This is a genomic window from Glaciihabitans tibetensis (assembly GCF_003003265.1).
GTDB classification, from domain to species: Bacteria; Actinomycetota; Actinomycetes; order Actinomycetales; family Microbacteriaceae; genus Glaciihabitans; species Glaciihabitans tibetensis.
The window spans coordinates 235,829-258,975 of the sequence record NZ_PVTL01000006.1; the positions used below are offsets into that span (position 1 = coordinate 235,829).

The window sequence follows — 23,147 nt, forward strand, 5'->3', positions numbered from 1 at the left end:
ACGAATCGTGCGGCGAATCCCGAGCCTCACAATCTCCTTGGTTTCGGTAGGGCGACAGGGAGATGTTGGCTCGGTCGCGGTAAGGTTCCCTCCGTATGAATCGCTCGCTGACTGCCCTCTTCGCCGCGTTCGAGGCTGTCCTCGTCGTGGCCATTGGCGTGGGAATCTCCCTTGCCCCGCTCACGATCCTGTGGGCCGCGCAATACGGCTTCGCGCCCGATTGGTGGGACTTCTGGCGTGCCTCGGTCGACATTTGGCTGGTTGGGCACGGCGTTGACCTGAGCATCACGCTGAACGGGGCGCTCGCGACATCCACCGGCCTACAAGGGGCAGCGACCCCGTTCGCCGTGACCATGGCAGCGCTGGGTTTTTCGCTGCTCACGATCTTGCTCGGCATGCGTGCCGGACGCCGGATAGCCCAAACCGACCACCGCCTGCTCGGTGAGGCCGTGGCGATCGGACTCTTTGCTGCGCTGTCGTTGGGGCTGTCGCTGTCCGCCTCGTTTCCGGCCGCGCAGCCCAACCTCGTGCAGGGCACCCTGTTGCCGACCATGGTGTTTGCCATTGGCGTAGTTTTGGGTACGCTGCGCGCGTCCCGCCCGGGGGTGGATGCCGCGTCGCGACTCATCCGCACCTGGGTCAACAGCTGGGGGCCGCAGACGCGCGCGACGGTTGCCGCGTCACTCCGCGGCGGCGCCAGCGCGGCCGCGGCGATCGTCGCCATCGCCTCGGTTGTCGTTGCGGTGCTGATCGTCACCAGCTACGCACAGATCATCGAACTGTATGAGGGACTCCAGGCGGGAGCGCTCGGCGGCCTCGCGCTCACCATCGCGCAGCTCGCCATTTTGCCGAACCTGGTGCTGTGGGGGGTGTCGTGGCTGGTCGGCCCCGGGTTCGCGATCGGAACCGGATCGGCCGTGAGCCCCATCGCGACCACGCTTGGGCCGATTCCGGCCGTGCCCGTGCTGGGCGCTCTGCCCACCTTCGACTCCCCGTTCGCCTTCGTGGGCATTCTTATTCCCGTGCTTGCGGGTTTCCTCGCGGGGGCGCTGCTCGGGTCGAAGGGGGTGCGCGGCAACGCCTCCGGCTCCGGCTCTGGGCCCGGCGGTGGCTTCGGCGGTGGCTCCGGTGCTGGTGGTGGCGGTGGCGGCTTCGGTCGCCGCGGCTTCGCTTCGCGAGCCCGGCAAAGCCTCAGCATCGGCATCCCTCAGACCGTCATCACCGGCCTCGGCATGGGGCTGGTCGGCGGGGCGCTGCTCGGACTGCTCGCCTGGGCATCGGGTGGCGCCGCCGGCCCGGGTCGGCTCGCGACCGTGGGCCCGGATCCGTGGCAGGTCGGGCTGTGGGCTGCACTTGAGATCGGTATCGCCGCAACCCTCGGGCTGCTGGCGGCAACGCGTCTGCCGAGCGGCACCCATCCGGACGACACGAGCACGCCGCCGCTCGGTTTCGACTCGTCGCACGTGCGCGATGCCCTGGACCGCGACCGCGGAGAGGGACCAGACAGCAATCCGCTCGGTTCATTCCGTGCACCGCCGCGGCCGTAGCGGCAAGATCCGGCCTGAGCGGCGAGATCCGGCCTGAGCGGCGAGTTCTGGCCGCAGCGGCGAGTTCTGGCCTGAACGGCGAGTTCTGAGCTGAGCGGCGAGTTCTGAGCGTGAGCACGGGCGCCCGCTAAACTTGGCGCGTGCTGTCACTCGTGGTTCTTATCTCCGGCGGCGGATCGAACCTTCGCGCTCTCCTCGAGGCGTCGGAGGACGCAGAGTTCCCCGCCCGTGTCGTCGCTGTCGGCGCCGACCGCGACGCTGACGGGTTCGAGCACGCCGAGGCCTACGGCATTCCCACCTTCGCCACGGCGCTGTCCAACTTTCCCGACCGCGACGCCTGGGGCGAGGCGCTGGTCGAGCAAATCGAGGTATGGCAACCCGACCTGGTGATCCTCAGCGGGTTTATGAAGCTGTTGCCCCCGCGGGTCATCGAGGCGCTCGGCCCCAACCTGATCAACACCCATCCGGCATACCTTCCGGAGTTTCCCGGTGCCCACGGCGTGCGCGACGCCCTCGCCGCGGGCGTGCAGCAGACCGGCGCCAGCGTCATCCTGGTCGATAACGGGGTGGACTCCGGACCCATCATCGCCCAGCAGCGGGTCGCCGTACTGCCGGGTGACACGGAACATTCCCTCCACGAGCGCATCAAACCCGTGGAGCGGGAGCTTCTTATCCAGGCGGTGCTCGACATCGCCAACGGCCACATCAATCTCAAGGAGCTAGCTACCGCATGAGCGGACCTTCGCACGATCCTGCCCTGTACCGCCCCCGCGACGTGGTGCCGATCCGCCGAGCGCTCGTCTCGGTGAGCGACAAAACCGGACTGACCCGGCTTGCCGCGGCCCTCGCCGCCGCCGGGGTCGAAATTGTCTCGACCGGCTCGACCGCGAAGACGATTGCGGCCAGCGGTGTTCCGGTCACCGAGGTGGCCGAGGTCACCGGGTACCCGGAGTCCCTCGACGGACGCGTGCGCACCCTGCACCCGGCCATCCACTCCGGCCTGCTCGCCGACCTCCGCCTCGAGTCGCACGAACGCGAGCTCGCCGAGCAGGGAATCGCCCCGTTCGAGCTGGTTGTCTCCAACCTGTACCCGTTCGTCGAGACCATCCGCGCGGGAGTCACCGGCGACGAGGCCGTCGAGCAGATCGACATCGGGGGACCCGCAATGGTGCGAGCCTCCGCGAAGAACCACGCGAACGTCGCCATCGTCACCTCGCCTGACCAGTACCTTCTGGTCGAGGAGGCACTCGCCGCCGGGGGAACGTCGCTGCTGCAGCGCCGCGAGCTGGCAGCCGAAGCCTTCGCGCACACCGCTGGGTACGACGCCGCGGTAGCCGAGTGGTTCGCGACATCCCCGTTCGACCAGCCAGGGACGTCGCCTGACCAGGCAAGGACTTTGTCTTCTCAGGGGGATGCCACGCCCGCAACCGCCGCGCCAACGTCGACTTTCGCCAGCTCCACCGCAGCTGCAGGTACTGCCACGCCCGCAACCGCCGACGCGGCATCCACCGTCCCCGAGCACATCGAATTCTCGGGCACGCTCAAGCAGGTGCTCCGCTACGGCGAGAACAGCCACCAGTCGGCCGCCCTGTACCTGCGTGAAGACGGCCGCGGCATCGCGCAGGCCGAACAGCTGCATGGCAAGGGGATGTCGTACAACAACTTTGTCGATGCGGATGCCGCGTTGCGAGCCGCGTTCGACTTCGACGAACCCGCCGTCGCCATCATCAAACACGCGAATCCCTGTGGCATCGCCGTGGCCGCCCGGGTCGGAGACCCGATCGCCAGCGCCCACCGCCGCGCCCACGACTGCGACCCCGTTTCCGCGTTCGGGGGCGTCATCGCGGCGAACCGCGTGGTCACGCTCGAAGCCGCCGAGGCGATCAAGGACATCTTCACCGAGGTTGTGGTTGCGCCCGGGTTCGAACCGGAGGCGCTTGCACTGCTGAGCACCAAGAAGAACCTGCGGCTGCTGCAGCTTCCGGCGGACTACGCGCGCGAGGCCACCGAGGTCAAGCAGGTTTCCGGCGGGCTGCTCACGCAGTCGGTCGACACCCATTTCGCGCCCTTCGACGAGTGGACGCTCGCGGCAGGTGAACCCGCGGATGAGGCAACCCGGGCAGACCTCGAGTTCGCCTGGCGTGCGGTACGCGCGGTGAAGTCGAACGGCATCCTGCTCGCCCACGCTGGCGCGTCCGTCGGTGTGGGCATGGGCCAGGTGAACCGGGTTGACTCGTGCCACCTCGCCGTCACCCGCGCGGGGGAGCGCGCCGCCGGGAGTGTCGCCGCCTCCGACGCCTTCTTCCCGTTCGCTGATGGGCTGGAAGTGCTGCTCGCGGCGGGGGTACGCGCGGTCGTGCAGCCCGGCGGTTCCGTGCGGGACGCCGAGGTCATCGCCGCGGCCAATGCAGCCGGCGTGACGATGTACTTCACGGGTGAGCGCCACTTCTTCCACTAATCCGCTCGCCGGCGCTCCCGGCCCCCAATACCCACTCGCGGCACCGGACATGTCCGGTGCCGCGAGCAGGTTTCCGGTGCCGGGAGCCTAGCGCGCGCCCGGGCGGGAGAAACTGCGCCACTTCCGAGTCCCGGAGGCTCGCTGTGGCCCGGCTCCGGGAGTTTGGAGCTCCGGGAGGGCTAGCTGCGCGCTTCGCCCGCCAGCAGCCGCCCGCCAGCAGCCGCCCCGCAAGCAGCCGCCTCGCCAGCAATCGGCCCGCCAGCAACCGCGCAGCTGATTCATAGAGACTCCGCCGTAGGGTCGTAGACATGACTTCTCGCGCCCCGCTCCTCCCACGGCTGACCGCCGCTATGGTTTCGGCGCTCGCCGTCGCCGCCATCACGCAGGTGGCCACCACCCTCTTCTTCCACGCCACCAACGGTGCCGTAAGCGCGCAGCTTGAGTCGATCAGCTCGTTCTTCGCGATCTCCAGCCTCCTGCTGTTTGTGCTCGTCGCGATCGCCGCGATGCTCGGTCTCTATCGGCGCTGGTTCATCACGCTGCCGGTCGCGCTCGTCATCAGCGTGATCGCCTCACTCGCGGGCACCGTCATCACCTTTATCTCCTCGGGCAATGCGCTGACCGCAGAGGTGTGGCCGAGCGTGTTCGACACCCTGCGCAGCAACAACCTCTTCTTCGTCGTCTTCGCGGTCATCGCGATTGTGACAGCAGGTGCCGCAGTCTGGAGGGCCGTGCTCGCCCGCAGCGCCGCTTCCCGCGCGGGCATGCGCACCCTCGCGCTGGTGCGGTTGCCCTCATCGAACCTGGCCGAGGGTGAGCTGACCCACCTGGAGCGCACCCCGATCGACGCCGAGCTCGCCGACACCCAGTGGGAGAAGTACGTCGCCGCGCTGGAGGCCGAGGGTTTCACCACCGTCGAGGTGCCGGCCGCTGACGGGTTCGCCGACTCCGTCTTCGTCGAGGACGCCGTCGTGATCCTCGACAACACCGCCGTACTCACCAGCCCGGGCGCGGAGTCGCGTCGCGGTGAGATCGAGGGCGTCGCTGCGGCCATCCCCGGCCTGGACCTGGGGATGGACGTCGAGACGATCGAACTTCCGGGCACCCTCGACGGCGGCGACGTTCTCAAGGTCGGACGCACGGTCTACGTCGGACGCGGCGGCCGCACCAACGCCGAAGGCATCCGTCAGTTCCGCGCCATCGCCATCGCGCGCGGCTTCGAGGTCGTCGCCGTGCCGGTCAGTCGCGTGCTGCACCTGAAGAGTGCGGTCACCGCGCTTCCCGACGGCACGGTCATCGGCTACGCCCCGCTCGTGGAGCGCCCCGAGCTGTTCACCCGGTTCCTCGCGGTTCCCGAGGAGACCGGCGCTGCCGTCGTCGTACTCTCGCCCGACACCGTGCTGATGGCGGCGTCTGCCCCGCTCTCCGCCGCGCTGATTGAGGACCTCGGATACCGCGTAGTCACCGTCGACATCAGCGAGTTCGAGAAGCTCGAGGGGTGCGTCACTTGCCTATCCGTGCGCATCCGCTGACAAAAGTTAGCTTGCCCCGCGCCTAGCTGAGGGTTATTCTGGAAGGCTGCCCGGGGGTCGGTATAGCGATTGCTCTTCCCTGCGGGCGTTATTTCCGCCACAGACCAGGGACTTTCATGCCTTCCACCCCGACCGGTTCCGGTCGTCCGCCCGAGTCCACTCCGCCGAAGCCGAAGTCCACCCCCGAGCGCCCCGGCACGTTCGGCGCGCTCCGGCGCATCTATCCGTACGCAAAGCCCGCGCTGCCGCGCCTCTACCTCGGGATGGCGTCCGCGTTGCTCGCGGCGGTTCTCGCGCTGCTCATTCCCCAGGTGCTGCGAGCCCTCGTCGACGGGCCGCTGCAGGACGGTGACGCGAGCCAGATCTGGCCGGCGGTTGCCCTCGTGCTGGCCCTCGGCGTCGCGGAAGCGCTGCTCATCGCGCTCCGCCGCTGGTTCGTACTCGGACCCGGCACCCACATCGAGGCGCGAATGCGCAACGCACTGTACGCGAAACTGCAGGACCTCCCCGTGGGATTCCACGACCGCTGGGCCTCCGGACAGCTCCTGTCGCGCGCGGTAAGCGACCTGAACCTCATCCGCCGCTGGATCTCCTTTGGCCTCGTGCTGCTGATCGTCAACGTGCTGACCATCCTCATCGGCTTCCTCTTCCTGCTGAACATCTCGTGGATCCTCGGCCTGCTGTTTATGGTCTGCTCGATCCCGCTGTGGATCAACGGTTTCCGCTTCGAGAACAAGTACTCCGCGGTGGCCCGCCGCAGCCAGGACCAGGCCGGCGACCTCGCCACCGCCGTAGAGGAATCGGTACACGGCATCCGTGTCCTCAAGGCATTCGGGCGGGGCAAGCACGCGCTCGCCAACTTCGCCTCGCAAGCCGAAGACCTCCGCGGCACAGAGATCGAGAAGGCCAAGGCCATTGCCGGAATCTGGCTCTGGTTGATTTTGGTTCCGGATGTCACCTTCGCCCTCTCTCTGCTCGGCGGCGTCTGGTTGGCTGCCGCTGGCCAGATATCGGCGGGAGAGCTCGTGGCCTTCTTCGCCACGGCGACCGTGCTGCGCTGGCCGGTGGAGTCGGTGGGCTTTCTGCTGTCGATGACCTTTGACGCCCGCACCGCCGTGGACCGCTTCTTCGAGGTGATGGACTCGCCGAACACCATCGTCGATCCCGAAAACCCGAAGACCATTGACAACCCGCGCGGGCGCCTCGTGTTCGAGGACGTGCACTTCCGGTACTCCGATTCGGCGGCGCAGTATCCCGATCTCGTCGACGGCGTGCAGCTCACGCTCGAGCCGGGGGAGACGATGGCGCTGGTCGGCCTGACCGGATCCGGCAAGTCCACCCTGACCGCGCTCACGACCCGCCTCTACGACGTGACTGGCGGGCGGATCACGCTCGACGGCGTCGATATCCGCGATCTCACCCGCTACGACCTGCGCGAGAACATCGCGATGGCCTTCGAGGATGCGACGCTGTTCTCCGCCTCCGTGCGCGAGAACGTGCTGCTCGGCCGGCCGGAATCCAGTGAGGACGAACTCGCCGAGGCGCTCGCCATCGCGCAGGCGTCGTTTGTCTACGATCTTCCCGATGGACTCGACACCCGGGTGGGCGAGGAGGGCATGAGCCTGTCCGGCGGCCAGCGCCAACGTTTGGCCCTCGCCCGTGCGATCGCCGCGAAACCGCGCGTGCTCGTGTTGGATGATCCGTTGTCGGCCCTCGACGTCGACACCGAGGCCCTCGTGGAGGCAGCGCTTCGCCGGGTGCTTGACACCACGACGGCGCTGATGGTCGCGCACCGGCCGTCCACCGTGATGCTCGCCGACCGGGTGGCACTGCTCGAATCCGGGCGGATCAGCGCGGTGGGAACCCACTCCGAGCTGCTGGCCAGCAACGCGCACTATCGGTTCGTGATCTCCAGTCTCGAGGATGAACTCGCGCGCGAGTCGCTCGCCGAGGCTCGGGCCAGTGCCAGCACGGCCAGCGGCAGCGCGGGTAGTGGCAGCACGGGTAGCGGCAGCGCGGCTAGTGGCAGCACGGCCAGTGCCAGCACGGCAACAGCCGTCACGAACGTCGCAGTCACCACAACAGACGAGGTAAACCGATGAGCGTCACCGGCGTCCAGGGCGAGGAGCGCGACGACTACAACAGGGTCGAGAGCGCTCAGATTCGCCGTCGTTCCCTGCGGCTGCTCGGGTCACTGCTGAGGCCGGTGCGCGGGCGCGTCGCGCTCACCATGATCGTCGTCGTGATCAGCACCGCCGCGCAGGTGGCCGGTCCGGCGCTGATCGCTTTCGGCATCGACCGCGGCCTGCCCGCGCTCATCGACAACGACGCGATGCCCCTGGTGTTCACCGTCGCCGCCTTTCTCACCACGGCCGTGGTGGGCGCGGCACTGATGGCCTGGTACACCGTGCTCACGGCGCGCATCAGCCAGGCGATCCTCATCGACCTGCGCAAGCGGGTCTTCCTGCAGACGCAGCGACTCAGCCTCGACTTCCACGAGAACTACACTTCGGGCCGCATCATCGCGCGGCAGACCAGCGACCTCGACTCGATCCGGGAACTGCTCGATTCCGGCGTAAATCAGCTGGTGCAGGGAATCCTCTACATGCTGTTCATCGGGGTGGCGATCTTCGTGCTCGACTGGAGAAGTGGACTCGTGCTGCTCGGCGCCCTGGTGCCCCTCGCGGTGCTCACCCGCTGGTTCCAGCAGCGTTCGCAGAGGCTGTTCCGCCAGTCCCGGGTCGCCTCTGCTCGCCTGATCGTGCAATTTGTCGAAACCATGACCGGAATCCGTGCGGTCAAGGCGTTCCGCAAGGAGAAGCGCAACGAGAAGGAGTTCGGCGAGGTGGTCGAGGACTACCGCCAGGTAAACGGACGCGTCATCCAACTCTTCGGAATTTTTGACCCCGGCCTGGTCCTCATCGGCAACATTGCGCTCGCCGTGGTGCTGTTGGTTGGCGGACTGCGGGTCGCCGGCGGTGGTCTCGCCGTAGGAGTTCTGCTCGCGGCGATGCTGTACACCCGCCAGTTCTTTGCGCCGGCGCAGGAGATGGCGATGTTCTACAATTCTTACCAGTCGGCGACCGCCGCGCTCGAGAAGATCTCCGGGGTGCTGGAGGAGGCGCCGAGCGTTCCCGACCCGGTCAAGCCCGTCGACCTCTGGAAGGCGAAGGGCCACGTTGTCTTCGATACCGTGACCTTTGCGTACACGGAGGGCCGTGTGGTGCTGCCGAGTTTCAGCCTCGACATGCCCGCCGGTCAGACCATCGCGCTGGTCGGGTCCACGGGAGCAGGCAAGTCGACGCTCGCGAAACTGATGGCGCGGTTCTACGACCCCACCGAAGGCGAGGTCACCCTCGACGGGATCTCGCTGCGCAAGCTGCACCCGAAAGACCTCCGCCGCGCGATCGTGATGGTCACCCAGGAGGCCTACCTGTTCTCGGGTTCCGTGGCCGACAACATCGCCCTCGGCAAACCGGAGGCGACGAAGGACGAGATCATCAACGCCGCGAAGGCCGTCGGCGCACACGAGTTCATCGAGAACCTGCCCGATGGGTACGAGACAGACGTCAACAAGCGGGGCGGGCGCGTTTCCGCCGGGCAACGCCAGTTGCTGTCGTTTGCCCGCGCGTTCCTCGCCGACCCCGTGGTGCTGATTCTCGACGAGGCGACTGCCTCACTCGACATCCCGAGCGAACGCCTCGTGCAGAACGGACTGCAGACGCTGCTGGCCGACCGCACGGCGATCATCATCGCGCACCGCTTGTCGACCGTGGCTATCGCTGACCGGGTGCTGGTGATGGAGCACGGGCAGATCGTGGAAGACGGCACGCCCGAGGACCTCATCGCCGGAACCGGCCGCTTCGCCCAGCTGCACGCGGCCTGGCGCGAGTCGCTCGTGTAGGTTGCCGGCGCACCACGCCGCACGCTGCACCGCGCGGGGTCGCGCCGCCGAGGGGACCGCTGCTACACCGACGCCCACGCGTAGGTGTTGCCGTCCTTGTCGAACACCTGCCACCCAGACCCGCACACGATTCCCTCGGTCGGCACCTCGGCCGGCCACCAGGTCGACTCCAGCAGGGGGGAGCCGACGAGCGTGCCCGGGGCGCAGTATTCGTCGTCGATCGCCGTGGCGCTGGTGTACCGGAGGATGTCGCCGGGGCCGTTGGTGATGACCCGGATCTTCAGGTCCGTGGCGTCCTCTGGCACAAACGATGGCGGGACGAACGCGGGATCAGCCTCGGACGAGACATCCGCCGCCGTGGCGAACACCCGCTCTTTTTGGTGCGAGCCAAACTCGTCGGTCAGGGCGCAGCCCGAGAGTCCGGCGGCGAGGGTCAGCGTCACGGCTGCGGTCGCGGAGGCAAGGACGGGTCCGCGTCGTGCTGCGATGATGCGAGGGGAAGTCATGTATCCAGTGAACCGTCGCCGGCCCGCGCCCACATCGGTCGAGCGGATGAGTCAGGTCACCGATGAGGATGACTCCCGCCCCGGAGGATTGCTGAGGCAGGTCTTCTGAGGTGGACGAATCGTGAGGCGGATGTCTCGTGGCCGGCGATCTGCCGGGCAGAGCTACTGCTCGCCGTCGTAGCGAGCTGCCGCAAGGTCAACCCGGAACACACCGTTCGCGGACCACCGCAGCGGCGTTCCCTCCGCGCGAAAATGCTCGAGCGCACGGGACTCGTGGTCGACAGCGGGATGTCCGCTCGCGCGAACCACGCGCCACCACGGCACATCGCTGCCGTAGTACGCCATCGTCTGGCCGACCGCGCGGGCCGCACGCGAGCCGAGGGCGGCCGCCACCCCGCCGTAGGTCATTACTCTCCCGGGAGGAATCGACTCGACGACCGCGAGGACACGGGAGACGAAGTCATTCACCATGCCGCCTAACAATGCCGCACGCCTGCACGACGAAACGCGCCTGCACGACGGAACGTGCCTCCACCGCCTCGCCGCTACAGAGTGAGCGCGCCGAGGTTCTCGCCGTACTGGGTCTGGCCCACGACGACGAAACCGAGGCGGAGGAAGAACGACTCCGGGCCCTCTTCGCCGGGTTCCCAGATGACGGTGAGGCGGTCAAAGCCGCGACTGCGGGCTTCGTCCGCGAGGGCCTCGACGGCAAACGTGCCGACGCCGCGCCCCTGGACGTCTGCGGCGACGTTGATGCGCCAGATGCAGCTGCGAAACTCTTCCTGCTCCGCTTCCGGATCGAAGTTGCCACGGATAAATCCGACCACCTCGTCGTCATCGAGAACCACACGCGGCCAGGAAGTGACGGGGTTGATGTACGCATCGGCAATGGAGTATGAAACCGGCGAAACGAACTGCTCCTGCCCGCGGCGGAGCGTGAGCCCGTTGGCCGCGACGATTGTCTTCGCGGATAGTTCTTCCAGTCGCAGCTCACCCATACCCATAGGTTAGGGCCGGATGCGGGACGAAGGTAGCGATCTCTTGACATCAAGAGACTTTGGCGGGGCGGGTAGGCTGGGCGTTGGTCCATCGGAGGGCCGCGTTGATAGGAGAAGCAGTTGGCCAAGATCAAGGTTGAAGGCACCGTCGTAGAGCTCGACGGCGACGAGATGACGCGCATCATCTGGCAGAAAATCAAAGACACTCTGATTCATCCGTACCTCGACATCAATCTCGAGTACTACGACCTCGGCATCGAGCACCGCGACGCGACCGACGACCAGGTCACGATCGACGCGGCGCACGCGATCCAGAAGCACGGCGTCGGCGTCAAGTGCGCGACGATCACCCCCGACGAAGACCGCGTTGTCGAGTTCGGCCTCAAGAAGATGTGGAAGAGCCCGAACGGCACCATCCGCAACATCCTCGGTGGAGTCATCTTCCGCGAGCCCATCATCATCTCCAACATTCCGCGTCTGGTGCCCGGCTGGAACAAGCCAATCATCATCGGTCGTCACGCGTTCGGTGACCAGTACCGTGCTACGGACTTCCGTTTTGCCGGCAAGGGAAAGCTCACGGTCGAGTTCACCCCGGAAGACGGCTCCGAGCCGCTGAAGTTTGAGGTGTACGACGCCCCGGGCGACGGCATCGCCCAGGTGCAGTACAACCTCGACGAGTCGATCATCGACTTCGCGCGTGCCTCCCTCAACTACGGGCTCACCCGCAACTACCCGGTCTACCTCTCGACGAAGAACACGATCCTGAAGGCCTACGACGGTCGCTTCAAGGACATCTTCGAGGAGATCTTCCAGACCGAGTTCAAGGAGAAGTTCGACGCCGCTGGTCTCACCTACGAGCACCGCCTGATCGACGACATGGTGGCGTCCGCTATGAAGTGGGAGGGCGGCTACGTCTGGGCCTGCAAGAACTACGACGGAGACGTGCAGTCCGACACTGTCGCGCAGGGCTTCGGCTCGCTCGGCCTGATGACCAGCGTGCTTTCGGTCCCGGACGGCAGCGTCGTCGAGGCGGAGGCCGCACACGGCACCGTCACGCGCCACTACCGCCAGCACCAGGCGGGCAAGCCCACCTCCACGAACCCGATCGCCTCGATCTACGCCTGGACCCGCGGACTGTCGCACCGCGCCAAGCTCGATGACAACCCGGCGCTCGCCGAGTTCGCCGCCACGCTCGAGGATGTCGTCATCAAGTCGGTCGAGTCCGGCGCGATGACCAAGGACCTTGCCCTTCTCGTCGGACCCGACCAGAAGTGGCAGACCACCGAGGAGTTCCTCGACACCCTTGACAAGAACCTGGCCGCACGCCTGGGGTAGCCGGGAAATGCCCTGCGGAATCCCAGTCGGTAGTGGCATCGTCTAACCATGAACACCAATCACTTTGACGTTGTCGTCATCGGCGCGGGCCCCGCGGGCACCGCGGCCGCTCTCCGTGCCGCCGAGCTCGGGGCCCGAGTAGCCGTAGTGGAGGCCGCGCGCACCGGCGGCACCTGTGTCAACACGGGCTGCGTGCCCACCCGGGTGCTCGCGAAGACAGCGCGGATCATGCGGGAGATGCGCACGGCCGGCGGGTACGGCATCGGGGTTGTTGACCAGGGCATTGACTGGCCGTCCACCGTTCAGCGGGTACGGGCCACCGTCGATCGCGTACGCGCGCTCAAGAGTGAGCCCGCGCGATTCGCCGCGGCCGGGGTAGAGCTGATCCTCGAGGGTCGCGCGCGCTTCGCCAACGCCACGACGCTCCGGCTCGACAGCGGGCGGCAGGTTACCGCCGAGACGATCATCGTCGCGGTCGGCGGGCACTCGCGCCGACTCCCGATTCCCGGGGCCGAGTTCGCCACCGTGCCGGAGCACGTGCTCGATCTCCCGGCACTGCCGGGCCGGGTCGCCGTGATCGGAGCAGGAAACACCGGGGCGCAACTTGTCACGGTGTTCAGCTCCTTCGGGTCATCCGTCACCCTGCTCGATCTCGCCCCCCGCGTGCTTATGCCCTCGGACGAGGCGATTTCCGCGGCGGTTGCTGGCGCCTTCACCGACCAGGGCGTGGCCGTGCACACCGGAATCGATGGTGTGGAGAGCATCGAGCGCGACGACTACGGGGTCCTCACCCTGACATGGAGTAACGATGGCAGCCCCGTCTCGGGCCAGTTCGACGCGGTGATCATGGCCACCGGGTGGCCGGCGGACGTGGAGGACCTCGGTCTGGAAAACGCCGGCATCGCGACCACCCGGTCGTCGATTCCGGTGGACCAGTACTTCCACAGCGTCGTGCCGCACGTGTACGCGGTGGGAGACTCCACCGGTAAGGACATGCTGGTGCAGGCGGCGCAGTTCGAGGGGGAAGCCGCCGCGGAGAACGCGGTGCTCGGCGCAAACCGCCGCACTCCCCACCACCTGCTGCCCGCCGGGGGGTTCACCGACCCCGACTACGCCGGCGTGGGACTCACCGAAGCCCAGGCGCGCGAACGGGACCCGCGCTGCGTGGTGTCGGTGGTGCCGTACTCAAGCCTCGACCGCGCGGTCATCGACGATCGTGAACTCGGATTCCTCAAGCTCATCTCCGACCGCCGCCGGGAACTGATCCTGGGCGCGCACGCCGTGGGGGAGAACGCGATCGAGGTGGTGCAGTCGGTGACCACCGCGATGGCCGCCGGAGTCGACGTGGCGACGCTGGCGAACGTGCGGTTCGCCTACCCGACCTACAGCGCGATCATCGGGTTGGCCGCACGTGGGTTGCTCGCCGAGTCGGACGCTGCGGCGGCAGCGACATCCACCGCCTCGGCCTCGTTCGAATAAAGCAGCCTCATTCGAATAAAGCGGCCTCATTCGAATAGAGCGAACTGTGCCGCCTCGCGGAGCAGCGCGTCCGCTGCCTCGTCTCCGCGTGCCGCCAGCGTCACCACGTCGCCGATGACCACAACCGCGGGGGACCGCACGCCCGTCGTGCGCATCATCTCGTCGGCGCGGTCGAGGGAACAGATTGTGGTGCGCTGGTCGTCGGCGAATCCGCGCTCGATGATCGCGACGGGCATGTCCGCGCGCATGCCCAGACGGGAAAGTCCTCCCAGCATCTGACCGAGCGTGCTGATGCCCATGAGCACGACGATCGTTCCGCCGAGGCCGATGAGGTGGGTCAGGTCGCGGTCGCCGATCGGCGTGTGCCCGGAGATGACCGTGAACAGTCGGCTCACCCCGCGATGGGTGACCGGGATTCCCGCGGCGGCCGGCACGGCGATCGCGCTGGTCACGCCCGGAATAACGGTGACGGCGACGCCCGCTTCGCGGCAGGCGATCACTTCTTCGCCGCCGCGTCCGAACACGAACGGGTCGCCTCCCTTGAGGCGCACAACCGTGTCGCCGCGGAGGGCCGCGGCAACCAGCATCCGCTCAATTTCACGCTGGGGACGCGCATGGTGACCCGGCGCCTTGCCGACGTCGACCAGCTCGGCTCCCGGTGCCCACTTCTCGAGCAGGTCAGACGGTCCGAGGCGGTCATAGAAGACGACGTCCGCGCGGCGAAGGGCGTCCATCGCGGCCACCGTGAGCAGGCCGGCTGACCCGGGTCCGCCTCCGACGAGCGTGACGGATCCCATGGCGGATGTCTCGGCCGCCGGCTCCCGCGTGAGCCAGGTTCGATGCCGCAGACACGCCGCGGTGATGAGGGCATCGGTCTGGGCGGTCGCCTCGACGAGCACCACGAGTTCGACCGCCGAGACCAGATCGCTCCAGGCTGTGGGGGAGCGGGGAGGCTGCACGGTGTGCACGTGAACGATTGGGGTCTGCGCCGCGTGGCCAGCGTGCTCGGCGTTGCCAGCGCGCCCGGCGGCGCCCGCGTGCTCTGCGTTGCCAGCGCGCCCGCGTTCGGGGAGCGGGCCGCCGAGGTGGAACACCTCTGCTCCGACGGCGAGGTACTGCGCAAGCACGCGCCGCGCAGGACGCGCGTCGCCCACCACCAGCACCCGGCGACCTCCGAAATCGAGTCCGGGGGTCACGTTACTCGCTGTCCGCGAGCTGCTCGGCCGGACGCATGGGGATGGTCAGGCCGGCCAGCTGAACCCGGCCGGCTTCGCTGGTGCCGTCGCGCTCTTCCGGGCGAGCCGGTCGGGGCTGTCCGCGCTCAATTACCTGGAGGAGAGACGGGTCGGGTGTGGTCGGCGCGTTGACAAAGGGACGGAACCGGCGCATGCGCTCGGGATCGGACAGCGTTGCAGCCCACTCGTCTTCGAACACGTTGACGTGCATGGCCATCGCGGCGTCGAGCTCCGCGGCGATGCCGAGCGAGTCGTTGCACACCACGTCGTACACGTGGTCGATGCCACCCTCGAGGTCTTCCTGCCAGCGCGCGGTGCGCTGCAGGCGGTCGGCAGTGCGGATGTAATACATCAGGTAGCGGTCGATGTACCGGATGAGGGTGTCTGCGTCGAGGTCCTTGGCGAGCAGAACCGCGTGCGCGGGCTGGAAGCCGCCGTTGCCGCCGACGTAGAGGTTCCAGCCGATCTCGGTCGCGATGACGCCGATGTCTTTCGAGCGCGCTTCAGCGCACTCGCGGGCACAACCTGACACACCCAGCTTGAACTTGTGGGGTGAACGCAGCCCGCGGTAACGGTTTTCGAGTTCGATCGCCATTGCTACGGAGTCCTGAACGCCGAATCGGCACCAGGCTGACCCGACACACGACTTCGCCGTGCGCAGGCTCTTTCCGTAGGCCTGGCCCGATTCGAAGCCTGCGTCGACGAGTACTCGCCAGATGTCGGGCAGCTGGTCGAGGCGGGCGCCGAAGAGAGCGATCCGCTGGCCGCCGGTGATCTTGGTGTACAGGTTGAACTGCGCGGCGACTTCGCCAATGACGATGAGCTTCTCGGGGGTGATCTCGCCGCCGGGGATGCGGGGAACAACCGAGTAGCTGCCGTCCTTCTGCATGTTCGCCAGTGCGCGGTCGTTGGTGTCCTGCAGCCCGCCGCGGCCGGCATCGAGGATGTAGCCGCCAGTTTGTGATGCGAGCACCGACGCGATGGTGGGCTTGCACACATCGCAGCCGAGGCCGGTACCGAAGCGCTCCATGATCTGCTCGAAGGAGGTGAGTCCCAGGATGCGCACGGACTCAAACAGCTCGCTGCGGCTCAGCGTGATGTGCTCGCAGAGTGCGTGTGACACCGCGATTCCCGCGGCCTTCAGCTCGGTCTCGAGCACCTTCTTCAGCAACGGCACACACGATCCACACTGGGTGCCCGCACGGGTGCAGGCCTTCAGTGCGCCGAGCTCGGTGACGGGGTCACCGTGGTCGCCGTGGATTGCAGCGCGAACGGTGCCGAACGACACGTCATTGCACGAGCAGAGCTGGGCGTCGTCGGGCATGTCGGAGCTCGAGGGCAGCTCTGCCCCAGAGGCCGACAGGTAGGCGCCGGGTTCCGCAGGCAGCTCTCGCCCGAGCATGGGGCGCAGCGACAGGTACGGCGACGCGTCGCCGACGAAGATTCCGCCGAGCAGGGTTTTCGCATCGCTCGACACCACGATTTTTTGGTACAGCCCGCGGGCCGGGTCGGCGTAGACAACCTCGAGGGCGCGGTCGCCGGTGCCGAATGCATCACCGAAGCTCGCTACCTCGACACCCGACAGCTTGAGCTTGGTGGCGTCGTCTATTCCGGGGAAGACCGCCTCGCCGCCGTTGATGCGGTCGGCAACAACTTCAGCCATCGCGTTTGCGGGAGCGACCAGGCCGATGCACCGGCCGTCAACGCTGGCAACCTCGCCGATCGCCCAGACGCCGGGAACGGAACTGGCGCAGTCGTCGCCGATCACGATGCCGCCGCGCTCGCCGATCTCGATGCCGGCGGCGCGAGCGAGCTCGTCTCGCGGGCGAATACCGATCGACCAGACGAGCAGGTCGGCGTGCAGCTGGCGGCCGTCATCGAGGGTGAGGCCGAGCACCTGCCCGGACTCCGCGACCAGGATTTCACTGGGGCGGTGGCCCAGTTCGAGCGCGATGCCCTGGGAGTCGATGAGGCGGCCGAGCGCCATGCCGGCCCCCTGGTCGAGCTGGGTGGGCATAAGCCAGGTGGCGCCGTCAACGATGGTGGTGTTTGCGCCGAGACGCTGCACCCCGCCGGCGGCTTCGAGGCCGAGCAGTCCTCCACCTATAACGGTGACGTTCGCGGGCCGGCCGAACTTTTCTTTGAGGCGGGCCGTCTCGCTGACGAGAAAGTCGACGTCCTCGATCGTGCGGTAGACGACGCCCTTGTCACTGTTGGCCATCGGGGGCACAAAAGCAGACGAGCCGGTGGCAAACACCAGTTCGGTGTATCCGAGTAGTTCGCCGCTGCCGAGCGTCACTGTGCGGGCCGCGGTGTCCACGGCGGTGACGCGGCTGCCGCCGCGGTAGTGAATGCTTGGGGACTCCCAAAGGGTGCCGTCTCCGAGCGTCAGGTCTTCCGGCTCGGTGAGGCGGTGCGATAGCGACACGCGGTCGTAGGGAAGGTGAATTTCTTCGCCGATGACGGTGACGTCGATCGCCGGGGTGGAACGGTCCGCTGCGAGATTGCGGTCATTCATCGCCTCCGCGAATCGATGCGCCGCGGGTCCGCCGCCGATGACGATTACCCGGCGTGCCGGTGCGGAAGCGCCGTCGTCGGTGGTGGTGGCTTCCGGGGTCGTCTGGTCGAACGTCATTGCGGCACCTCTCGGGGTGGTTCAGGTCGGGGTGTTTCCCGATCGCGAGTTCCTGCGCCGAGCCGTCCTATGGTGTTAACCCAGTACCGCACGGCAGCGCCGTCAGAATGAGAGTCCTTAGTCCCGTTCTCGCGTGGCCCCTAAAAGTGGTACGTTCGCCGCCTGCCACGCGGGCATTGCCCAACGATCGGGGAAAGCATGTTGAACACCGAGACCACCACGGCCACGAGCCGTGTCGACTCCGCCACCGGATGGGCTAGCGTGTGCGAGCTCACCCAGCTGGAGCCGCTCTTCGCCGAGGCCGCGCTGATTGATGGCGAACAGATCGCGCTGGTGCGAATGTCGGACGATTCCGTGCACGCGGTATCGAACCAGGACCCGGTGACCGGGTCGTTCGTGATGAGTCGGGGAATCGTTGGTTCACGCGGCGACCGCCCCACCCTGGCTTCTCCCCTCCACAAGCAGGTCTACGACCTCGCCACGGGGGAGTGCTTTGGCGACTCCGCCGTCACTTTGCGTACGTTCGAGACTCGCGTCGAGGCGGGCATTGTGCAGGTCAGACTGTCGTCGTCTGATTCGTCAGCCGAATCTGCGCTGTGAATTCTGCCGGAGCCCCGGTGCTCCTGCTCGCGTCTCACGGAACCCGCAATGAGACCGCGAGCGCAGCGGTCGCTGCCCTCGTCGACGCGGTGACCGAACGGATTGTCTCAGCGGATCCAGCCGCCCTGGTGGCGAGCGGGTTCATCGATGTGCAGCAACCGGACGTTCCCGCTTGCCTCGCGGCCGTCGATCCCGGCGCGTCGGTTGTTATCGTTCCGCTTCTGATGTCCGCCGGCTACCACGTGGCCTTTGACCTCGCGAACGCGGCAGCCGGTGCAGCCCCGCGCAACGTACTCGTGGCCGGGGCTCTTGGCCCCGACATCCGCCTGGCCCATATTCTTGCCGAGCGGCTGGCCGCGAGCGGACTGCGGCACGACGACCGGGTGGTTCTCGCAGCGGCCGGATCGAGCGATGCCAACGCGGTTGATGACTGTCTCACCGCCGGTCGGCAGCTCGCGGAGGTGCTGGGACGCGAGGTCACCGTGGGTTTCATCGCCGCCGCCGAACCAGGATTGGCGGCCGCCGTCGCCACCGTGCGCGCGGAGTCTCCTGGAGCGCGGGTCGTCGTGGCCAGCTACCTGCTCGCCCCCGGCACCTTCGCTGAGCAGTCTCGCGAGGCGGGTGCGGACGTTGTGAGCGGCACGATCCTCGTCGAGGGGGCGGAACCTCCGGCTGCCCTCGTCGACGTTGTGGTTGACCTGTATCGCGGAATGCTGGTCGACGCTCCTGCGTAGCTCGCCCGCTCGTGGCGGGCTCGCTCTCCCGCACGTCGTGGCGGGCTCGCCCGCCCGCACGCGATTCTGGGAGATAACTGATCGTTTCGCGGCGTTCGTCCATCGGAGCGTGATTAAATTCACCTCATGCCTACCGTCACCGCATACGCAGCCACATCCGCCACAGAGCCTCTCGTCAAGACCACCATCGAACGTCGCGAAGTCGGCGCGAAAGACGTACTGATCGAGATCAAGTACTCCGGCATCTGCCACTCCGACATCCACACCGTTCGCGGCGAGTGGGGAGACATCCAGTACCCGCAGGTCGTCGGCCACGAGATCGTCGGCTTCGTCACCGAGGTCGGATCCGACGTCACCCTGCACAACGTCGGCGACCGCGTGGGCGTCGGCTGTATGGTCAACTCCTGCCGCGAGTGTGAGAACTGCCTCGCCGGAATGCAGAACTACTGCCTCAAGGGCAACACCGGCACCTACGCGTCGGTCGACCTCGACGGCACCATCACCCAGGGCGGCTACTCGACCCACGTTGTTGTGGTCGAAGACTTCGTGCTGAAGGTGCCCGAGTCGATCCCGTTCGAGAAGGCCGCGCCCCTGCTCTGCGCCGGCATCACCACGTACTCGCCGCTCGCGCACTGGAACGCCGGACCCGGCAAGAAGGTCGCGGTGGTCGGCATGGGCGGCCTTGGTCACATGGCCGTGAAGATCGCGCACGCCATGGGCGCTGACGTCACCGTGCTGTCGCAGTCGCTCAGCAAGCAGGAGGACGGACTGCGTCTCGGCGCGGACCACTACTACGCCACGAGCGACCCGGCCACGTTCGAGGCACTCGGCAACAGCTTCGACCTCATGATCAACACGGTCAGTGCTCCCGTCGACCTCCAGTCGTACCTGTCGCTGCTCCGGCTCGACGGCACGATGGTCAACGTCGGCGCTCCCGCCCAGCCCCTCCCGGTCTCGGTGTTCGGGCTGATGGCCAACCGTCGCTCCTTCGCTGCGTCCGGAATCGGCAGCATCGGCGAGACCCAGGAAATGCTGGACTTCTGCGCGGAGCACGGCATTGCGCCGGAGACCGAGCTCGTCGCGGCTGACTACATCAACGAGGCCTACGAGCGCGTGCTCGCCTCGGACGTGCGCTACCGCTTCGTCATCGACGTCGCCACGATGGCGTAACTGCGTAACTGCGTAACTGCGCAACTGCGTAACTGCGTAACCGCAGGACTGCGTAGCTGTGTGACCGCTCGGGGAGCCCCTGCGCGGTTCAGCTTCGGCTCCGCGTAGCTCGCGGCCCCCGAAATCGCCTGGCGGCACCGGACATATCCGGTGCCGCCAGCGGTTAAAGGGGGCCGTGAGGGCGGTGGATGCCGGTGGGACGGGGCCGCGGCGGTGGGAAAGCGCTCGCGGCGGTAGAAAACCACTCGCCGCGGTAGTTCCACGACTGTGGGCGGGTTGCCCGCGGTAGAAAGATACTCGCCGCGGTAGAAACAACTACCGCATCGAGTAGGTTTCTACCGCTCCGGGTCGATTCGGAGACGTATCGGTACCGGCGAAGTATCAGTACCCGGAGAAGTAGTCCGACTTCACCCGCCGCACACCCGCTCGGCGTAGTGCCTGGCGCAGCGCGGTGACCAGCTGCGGCGGGCCGGAGACGAAGGTGTCCCGTGCGGTCGCGTCCGGCACGGCGTCCAGGAGCATCGGCCCGGTGAGAGGTCCCGCTCCGATCCAGGTCCAGCTCGCGGGCAGCTCGGTCGGCGCGGTCGGCGACACCAGCAGCACCCGGTGCTCTCCGCGTTCGAGGTGCTCCGCGTAGGCGATCTCGTCGGCGCTGCTGCTCGAATACACGAGCACGACATCACGCTTTTGTCCGGTGACCTCGAGGTGCTCGAGCTGGCTGATGAACGGTGTGATCCCGATGCCGCCCGCGACGAGCAGGAGCGGTCGCGCCTGGTCGCGGGGCAGAACGAAGTCGCCCCCGATGGATGTCGCCGCCACAGTTTCACCCGGATTCAGCTCCAGCAGCGCGCGTTTGAACGAGCTCGACACCTCGGGTACGCGCAGCCCGAACCGCACAACTCCGGCCGCGCCCGTAGTGGCAGGTGCAGCCGCCCCACCAGTAACCCCACCAGCAACCCCACCAGTTGCCGTACCCGCAGCCGACCCGCTCCCGACCCCTGGGGCCGACGCGATGCTGAACACCCGGCGCAGCCCGCGTGGGTCGCGGTTCTTGTGCGGCAGCGTCAGTTCCATGTACTGACCGGGCAGAAACGACAGCCTGCGGTGCGGCTCGAACTCGAACTCCCAGCTGGTGGGGGTGAGCTGGGTGCGCCCACGGAAGGTGAGACGGATGCCGCGCCGCTGACCCACCGCGAACGCGAACAGGTTGCCCACCACGAGGGCAAGCTCGGGGGAGTTGTACAACGGACCGACCGAGAACGGCACCGCCAGGAGAACCGCGACGATGGCGGCGAGCACGAGCTGCTGCCAGCGACGCGGGGGCAGCGTCAGCGGTTCGCTGAGCATAAATCCGGCGAGGAACACGATCGGGTACGACGTGAATGCGGTGCCGATCGAGCCGAGCGTCACGGTAATGAGCACCGCGGCAAGGGCGATGAACCCGAGCCCCATGGTCAGCCGGTGGGTGCGGTACAGGATCAGCAGGGTGGCGATTGCGGTGAACGGCAGCATCCACGGCGTCGCGATCCACCAGGCGGCGAAGTTCAGCTGGAGCAGTCCGACTATCAAGGCCCCGATGGCTGCGGGGTTGAAGATGTGCCGGCGGCGGATGGCGAGCAGGTACTTCGACGCCGACGCGATGAGTGCGGCCAGCGCGATGGTGGCCAGCTCCGCGACATCCGTTGTCGGACGAAAAAGGAACAGCAGCAGCAGGCCCGTGATGAGCGACGACTCGACGTGGGCCCTCGTGCGGAACACCGCCGCAAACAGAATGCTCGTCAGGGAGGTGGCGCCCACCGCGACGACCCCGCTGAGAGCGATCTCCGCCGGAGTGTAGAAGATGAGCCCGGCCAGCGACAGCACGATGGCGATCGCGGCGAGGACGATCAGGCTGATCACCACGAGCCGGTACATCGTCACCCTGCCGGTCACCCGGTCGAGTGTCATCTTCAGCCTGAGCGGCACGGAAGTGTCCCGGGCGGCCGGTGGCACGGAGCTCGGAGCAGCGCTGGCTGCAGAAGCGTTGGTCATGTAAACATCTCCCCTTGGATGTCGCGCGAATACTCCACCGAACCATCGGCGAGCATCCGGACGTACTGAAAGTCAAAGTCGAACGCGGCGGCACCACGGAAAAACAGCCCGGTCGCCAGCCCATCGGCGTGCATCGTGTGCAGGGCGCTGCGGTGTTGAGTGGGCAGGGTGCCGGCGTGCATTGTGGGCTGGGTGGTTGTAGGCAGGGTGGTTGTGGGCAGGGTGGCGGATGCCGCGGGGCCCGGCCCACCGGCCGCGGGCACGACCGCCCAGGTAGCGATCACCCGGGTGGTCGGCTCGCCGGTCAGCGCGTCGAGCACGTGGTGCAGGCCCGAGCCCCACGCCCGGCGGTTGGACGCCGAGGCGCAGAGCGCGGCGTTGCTCAGGGTGTACACACCGATCGCTTTTGTCGGGTCACGCGGATGCTCGAGCGCGACGCGCAGCGGCGAGCTGCCGCGGTGCACCAGGTCGCCGCTCGCGTCGACCACATATTCGTCCACGCCTGCCTCGGTGAGGATGGCGGCCACCAGGTCGACCAGATACCCCTTGCCGGCGGCCCCGACATCCAGCAGCACCGGACGCACGGTGGTGAGTCGCTCGCCGTCCCACGCCACCGCGTTGTCCCAGGAGGGAACACGCACCGACTCGGGATTCGGCGTGAGCGAGTAGCTGCGGTCGTAGCCGAGATTCTCCAGTCGCGCGCCGACCAGTGGACTGACCGCGCCGCCCGTGGCCTCGTAGAGGCTCCGATACAGGGCGAACAGCGGGGGAGCGTCGGGCGGGAACTCCCAGACACCGGGCTCGCGGTTGATGCGGCTGACAAGCGAGTCCGTGCGGAAGCGGGAGTAGGTGCGATCGAAGCTCTCGATTCGCTCCGCGATCGCCGCGACGACCTCAGGCGGGAGCGGTTCCGGCGTGTCAATGCGCCAGGGCGCGCCGATGGCGTCGAACCGGTGCTGCGCGTGCGGGGTGCTGGTGCGCAT

Annotated in this window: 18 protein-coding genes; 11 read left to right on the forward strand and 7 right to left on the reverse strand. The window is 67.4% G+C overall.

The window, feature by feature from the left end:
• The first annotated feature begins 95 nt into the window (after positions 1-95).
• The 6 genes from B0I08_RS12605 to B0I08_RS12630 all read left to right on the forward strand — a co-directional run bounded on the left by B0I08_RS12605 (position 96) and on the right by B0I08_RS12630 (position 9,441).
• Positions 96-1,547 (forward strand): cell division protein PerM, encoded by a 1,452-nt coding sequence (locus B0I08_RS12605; RefSeq protein ID WP_181243405.1) that lies wholly within the window; start codon positions 96-98, stop codon positions 1,545-1,547.
• Between the two features lie 140 nt (positions 1,548-1,687).
• Positions 1,688-2,281: a phosphoribosylglycinamide formyltransferase gene (gene purN, locus B0I08_RS12610; protein ID WP_106213359.1), complete on the forward strand. Its 594-nt coding sequence runs from the start codon at positions 1,688-1,690 to the stop codon at positions 2,279-2,281.
• Positions 2,278-4,005, forward strand: coding sequence for a bifunctional phosphoribosylaminoimidazolecarboxamide formyltransferase/IMP cyclohydrolase (gene purH, locus B0I08_RS12615; RefSeq protein ID WP_106213361.1), 1,728 nt, complete (start codon positions 2,278-2,280; stop codon positions 4,003-4,005). Before purN ends, purH begins: the two co-directional genes overlap by 4 nt.
• 308 nt (positions 4,006-4,313) lie before the next feature.
• Positions 4,314-5,537 carry a dimethylargininase gene (ddaH, locus tag B0I08_RS18190; protein WP_281260219.1) on the forward strand — a complete coding sequence of 408 codons (1,224 nt, stop codon included), beginning with the start codon at positions 4,314-4,316 and terminating at the stop codon, positions 5,535-5,537.
• A 116-nt stretch (positions 5,538-5,653) separates the two neighbouring features.
• Positions 5,654-7,639, forward strand: coding sequence for an ABC transporter ATP-binding protein (locus tag B0I08_RS12625; RefSeq protein ID WP_106213363.1), 1,986 nt, complete (start codon positions 5,654-5,656; stop codon positions 7,637-7,639).
• Complete coding sequence (locus tag B0I08_RS12630; protein ID WP_106213365.1) at positions 7,636-9,441, forward strand: ABC transporter ATP-binding protein; 1,806 nt, start codon at positions 7,636-7,638, stop codon at positions 9,439-9,441. Before B0I08_RS12625 ends, B0I08_RS12630 begins: the two co-directional genes overlap by 4 nt.
• A 62-nt stretch (positions 9,442-9,503) precedes the next feature.
• Here B0I08_RS12630 and B0I08_RS12635 read toward each other — a convergent pair whose 3' ends face one another.
• From B0I08_RS12635 to B0I08_RS12645, 3 genes are all read right to left on the reverse strand, one after another.
• Complete coding sequence (locus B0I08_RS12635) at positions 9,504-9,947, reverse strand: hypothetical protein (protein WP_106213367.1); 444 nt, start codon at positions 9,945-9,947, stop codon at positions 9,504-9,506.
• Between the two features lie 162 nt (positions 9,948-10,109).
• Positions 10,110-10,418: an MGMT family protein gene (locus tag B0I08_RS12640; RefSeq protein ID WP_106213369.1), complete on the reverse strand. Its 309-nt coding sequence runs from the start codon at positions 10,416-10,418 to the stop codon at positions 10,110-10,112.
• A 74-nt stretch (positions 10,419-10,492) separates the two neighbouring features.
• Complete coding sequence (locus B0I08_RS12645) at positions 10,493-10,945, reverse strand: GNAT family N-acetyltransferase (protein ID WP_106213549.1); 453 nt, start codon at positions 10,943-10,945, stop codon at positions 10,493-10,495.
• 120 nt (positions 10,946-11,065) lie between these two features.
• Here B0I08_RS12645 and B0I08_RS12650 point away from each other — a divergent pair, with 120 nt between their 5' ends.
• Both B0I08_RS12650 and B0I08_RS12655 read left to right on the forward strand, forming a co-directional pair.
• Positions 11,066-12,280 (forward strand): NADP-dependent isocitrate dehydrogenase, encoded by a 1,215-nt coding sequence (locus B0I08_RS12650; RefSeq protein WP_106213371.1) that lies wholly within the window; start codon positions 11,066-11,068, stop codon positions 12,278-12,280.
• Between the two features lie 48 nt (positions 12,281-12,328).
• Positions 12,329-13,759 carry a dihydrolipoyl dehydrogenase family protein gene (locus B0I08_RS12655; protein ID WP_106213373.1) on the forward strand — a complete coding sequence of 477 codons (1,431 nt, stop codon included), beginning with the start codon at positions 12,329-12,331 and terminating at the stop codon, positions 13,757-13,759.
• Between the two features lie 26 nt (positions 13,760-13,785).
• Here the strand turns inward: B0I08_RS12655 and cobA are convergent, their stop codons facing one another.
• Positions 13,786-14,955, reverse strand: coding sequence for a uroporphyrinogen-III C-methyltransferase (gene cobA, locus B0I08_RS12660; RefSeq protein ID WP_342748179.1), 1,170 nt, complete (start codon positions 14,953-14,955; stop codon positions 13,786-13,788).
• A 1-nt stretch (position 14,956) separates the two neighbouring features.
• Positions 14,957-17,629, reverse strand: a complete 2,673-nt coding sequence (gene nirB, locus B0I08_RS12665) for a nitrite reductase large subunit NirB (RefSeq protein ID WP_106213375.1) — start codon at positions 17,627-17,629, stop codon at positions 14,957-14,959.
• Positions 17,630-17,827: 198 nt separating this feature from the next.
• Here nirB and nirD point away from each other — a divergent pair, with 198 nt between their 5' ends.
• From nirD to B0I08_RS12680, 3 genes are all read left to right on the forward strand, one after another.
• Entirely contained in the window at positions 17,828-18,229 is a 402-nt protein-coding gene (gene nirD / locus B0I08_RS12670) for a nitrite reductase small subunit NirD (RefSeq protein ID WP_106213377.1), read from the forward strand.
• A complete protein-coding gene (locus B0I08_RS12675) occupies positions 18,226-18,963 on the forward strand; it encodes a sirohydrochlorin chelatase (RefSeq protein WP_106213379.1) in 738 nt (245 codons plus the stop codon). The genes nirD and B0I08_RS12675 overlap by 4 nt, the downstream gene beginning before the upstream one ends.
• A gap of 126 nt (positions 18,964-19,089) precedes the next feature.
• Positions 19,090-20,133, forward strand: coding sequence for an NAD(P)-dependent alcohol dehydrogenase (locus B0I08_RS12680; protein WP_106213381.1), 1,044 nt, complete (start codon positions 19,090-19,092; stop codon positions 20,131-20,133).
• Between the two features lie 381 nt (positions 20,134-20,514).
• On the opposite strand, the gene B0I08_RS12685 is transcribed toward B0I08_RS12680, so the two are convergent.
• The gene (locus tag B0I08_RS12685; protein WP_245884788.1) at positions 20,515-22,164 is read right to left on the reverse strand and encodes a ferredoxin--NADP reductase; all 1,650 of its coding nucleotides are present in this window, start codon (positions 22,162-22,164) and stop codon (positions 20,515-20,517) included.
• A complete protein-coding gene (locus B0I08_RS12690; protein WP_106213383.1) occupies positions 22,161-23,147 on the reverse strand; it encodes an FAD:protein FMN transferase in 987 nt (328 codons plus the stop codon). Before B0I08_RS12690 ends, B0I08_RS12685 begins: the two co-directional genes overlap by 4 nt.

What these genes read in the sequence shown, in the direction of transcription:
- B0I08_RS12605 (WP_181243405.1), top strand. Translation starts at nt 96, where the DNA reads ATGAATCGCTCGCTGACTGCCCTCTTCGCCGCGTTCGAGGCTGTCCTC.
- purH (WP_106213361.1), top strand. Translation starts at nt 2,278, where the DNA reads ATGAGCGGACCTTCGCACGATCCTGCCCTGTACCGCCCCCGCGACGTG.
- ddaH (WP_281260219.1), top strand. Translation starts at nt 4,314, where the DNA reads ATGACTTCTCGCGCCCCGCTCCTCCCACGGCTGACCGCCGCTATGGTT.
- B0I08_RS12625 (WP_106213363.1), top strand. Translation starts at nt 5,654, where the DNA reads ATGCCTTCCACCCCGACCGGTTCCGGTCGTCCGCCCGAGTCCACTCCG.
- B0I08_RS12630 (WP_106213365.1), top strand. Translation starts at nt 7,636, where the DNA reads ATGAGCGTCACCGGCGTCCAGGGCGAGGAGCGCGACGACTACAACAGG.
- B0I08_RS12635 (WP_106213367.1), bottom strand. Translation starts at nt 9,947, where the DNA reads ATGACTTCCCCTCGCATCATCGCAGCACGACGCGGACCCGTCCTTGCC.
- B0I08_RS12640 (WP_106213369.1), bottom strand. Translation starts at nt 10,418, where the DNA reads ATGGTGAATGACTTCGTCTCCCGTGTCCTCGCGGTCGTCGAGTCGATT.
- B0I08_RS12645 (WP_106213549.1), bottom strand. Translation starts at nt 10,945, where the DNA reads ATGGGTGAGCTGCGACTGGAAGAACTATCCGCGAAGACAATCGTCGCG.
- B0I08_RS12655 (WP_106213373.1), top strand. Translation starts at nt 12,329, where the DNA reads ATGAACACCAATCACTTTGACGTTGTCGTCATCGGCGCGGGCCCCGCG.
- nirB (WP_106213375.1), bottom strand. Translation starts at nt 17,629, where the DNA reads ATGACGTTCGACCAGACGACCCCGGAAGCCACCACCACCGACGACGGC.
- nirD (WP_106213377.1), top strand. Translation starts at nt 17,828, where the DNA reads ATGTTGAACACCGAGACCACCACGGCCACGAGCCGTGTCGACTCCGCC.
- B0I08_RS12680 (WP_106213381.1), top strand. Translation starts at nt 19,090, where the DNA reads ATGCCTACCGTCACCGCATACGCAGCCACATCCGCCACAGAGCCTCTC.
- B0I08_RS12685 (WP_245884788.1), bottom strand. Translation starts at nt 22,164, where the DNA reads ATGACCAACGCTTCTGCAGCCAGCGCTGCTCCGAGCTCCGTGCCACCG.
- B0I08_RS12690 (WP_106213383.1), bottom strand. Translation starts at nt 23,147, where the DNA reads ATGCGCACCAGCACCCCGCACGCGCAGCACCGGTTCGACGCCATCGGC.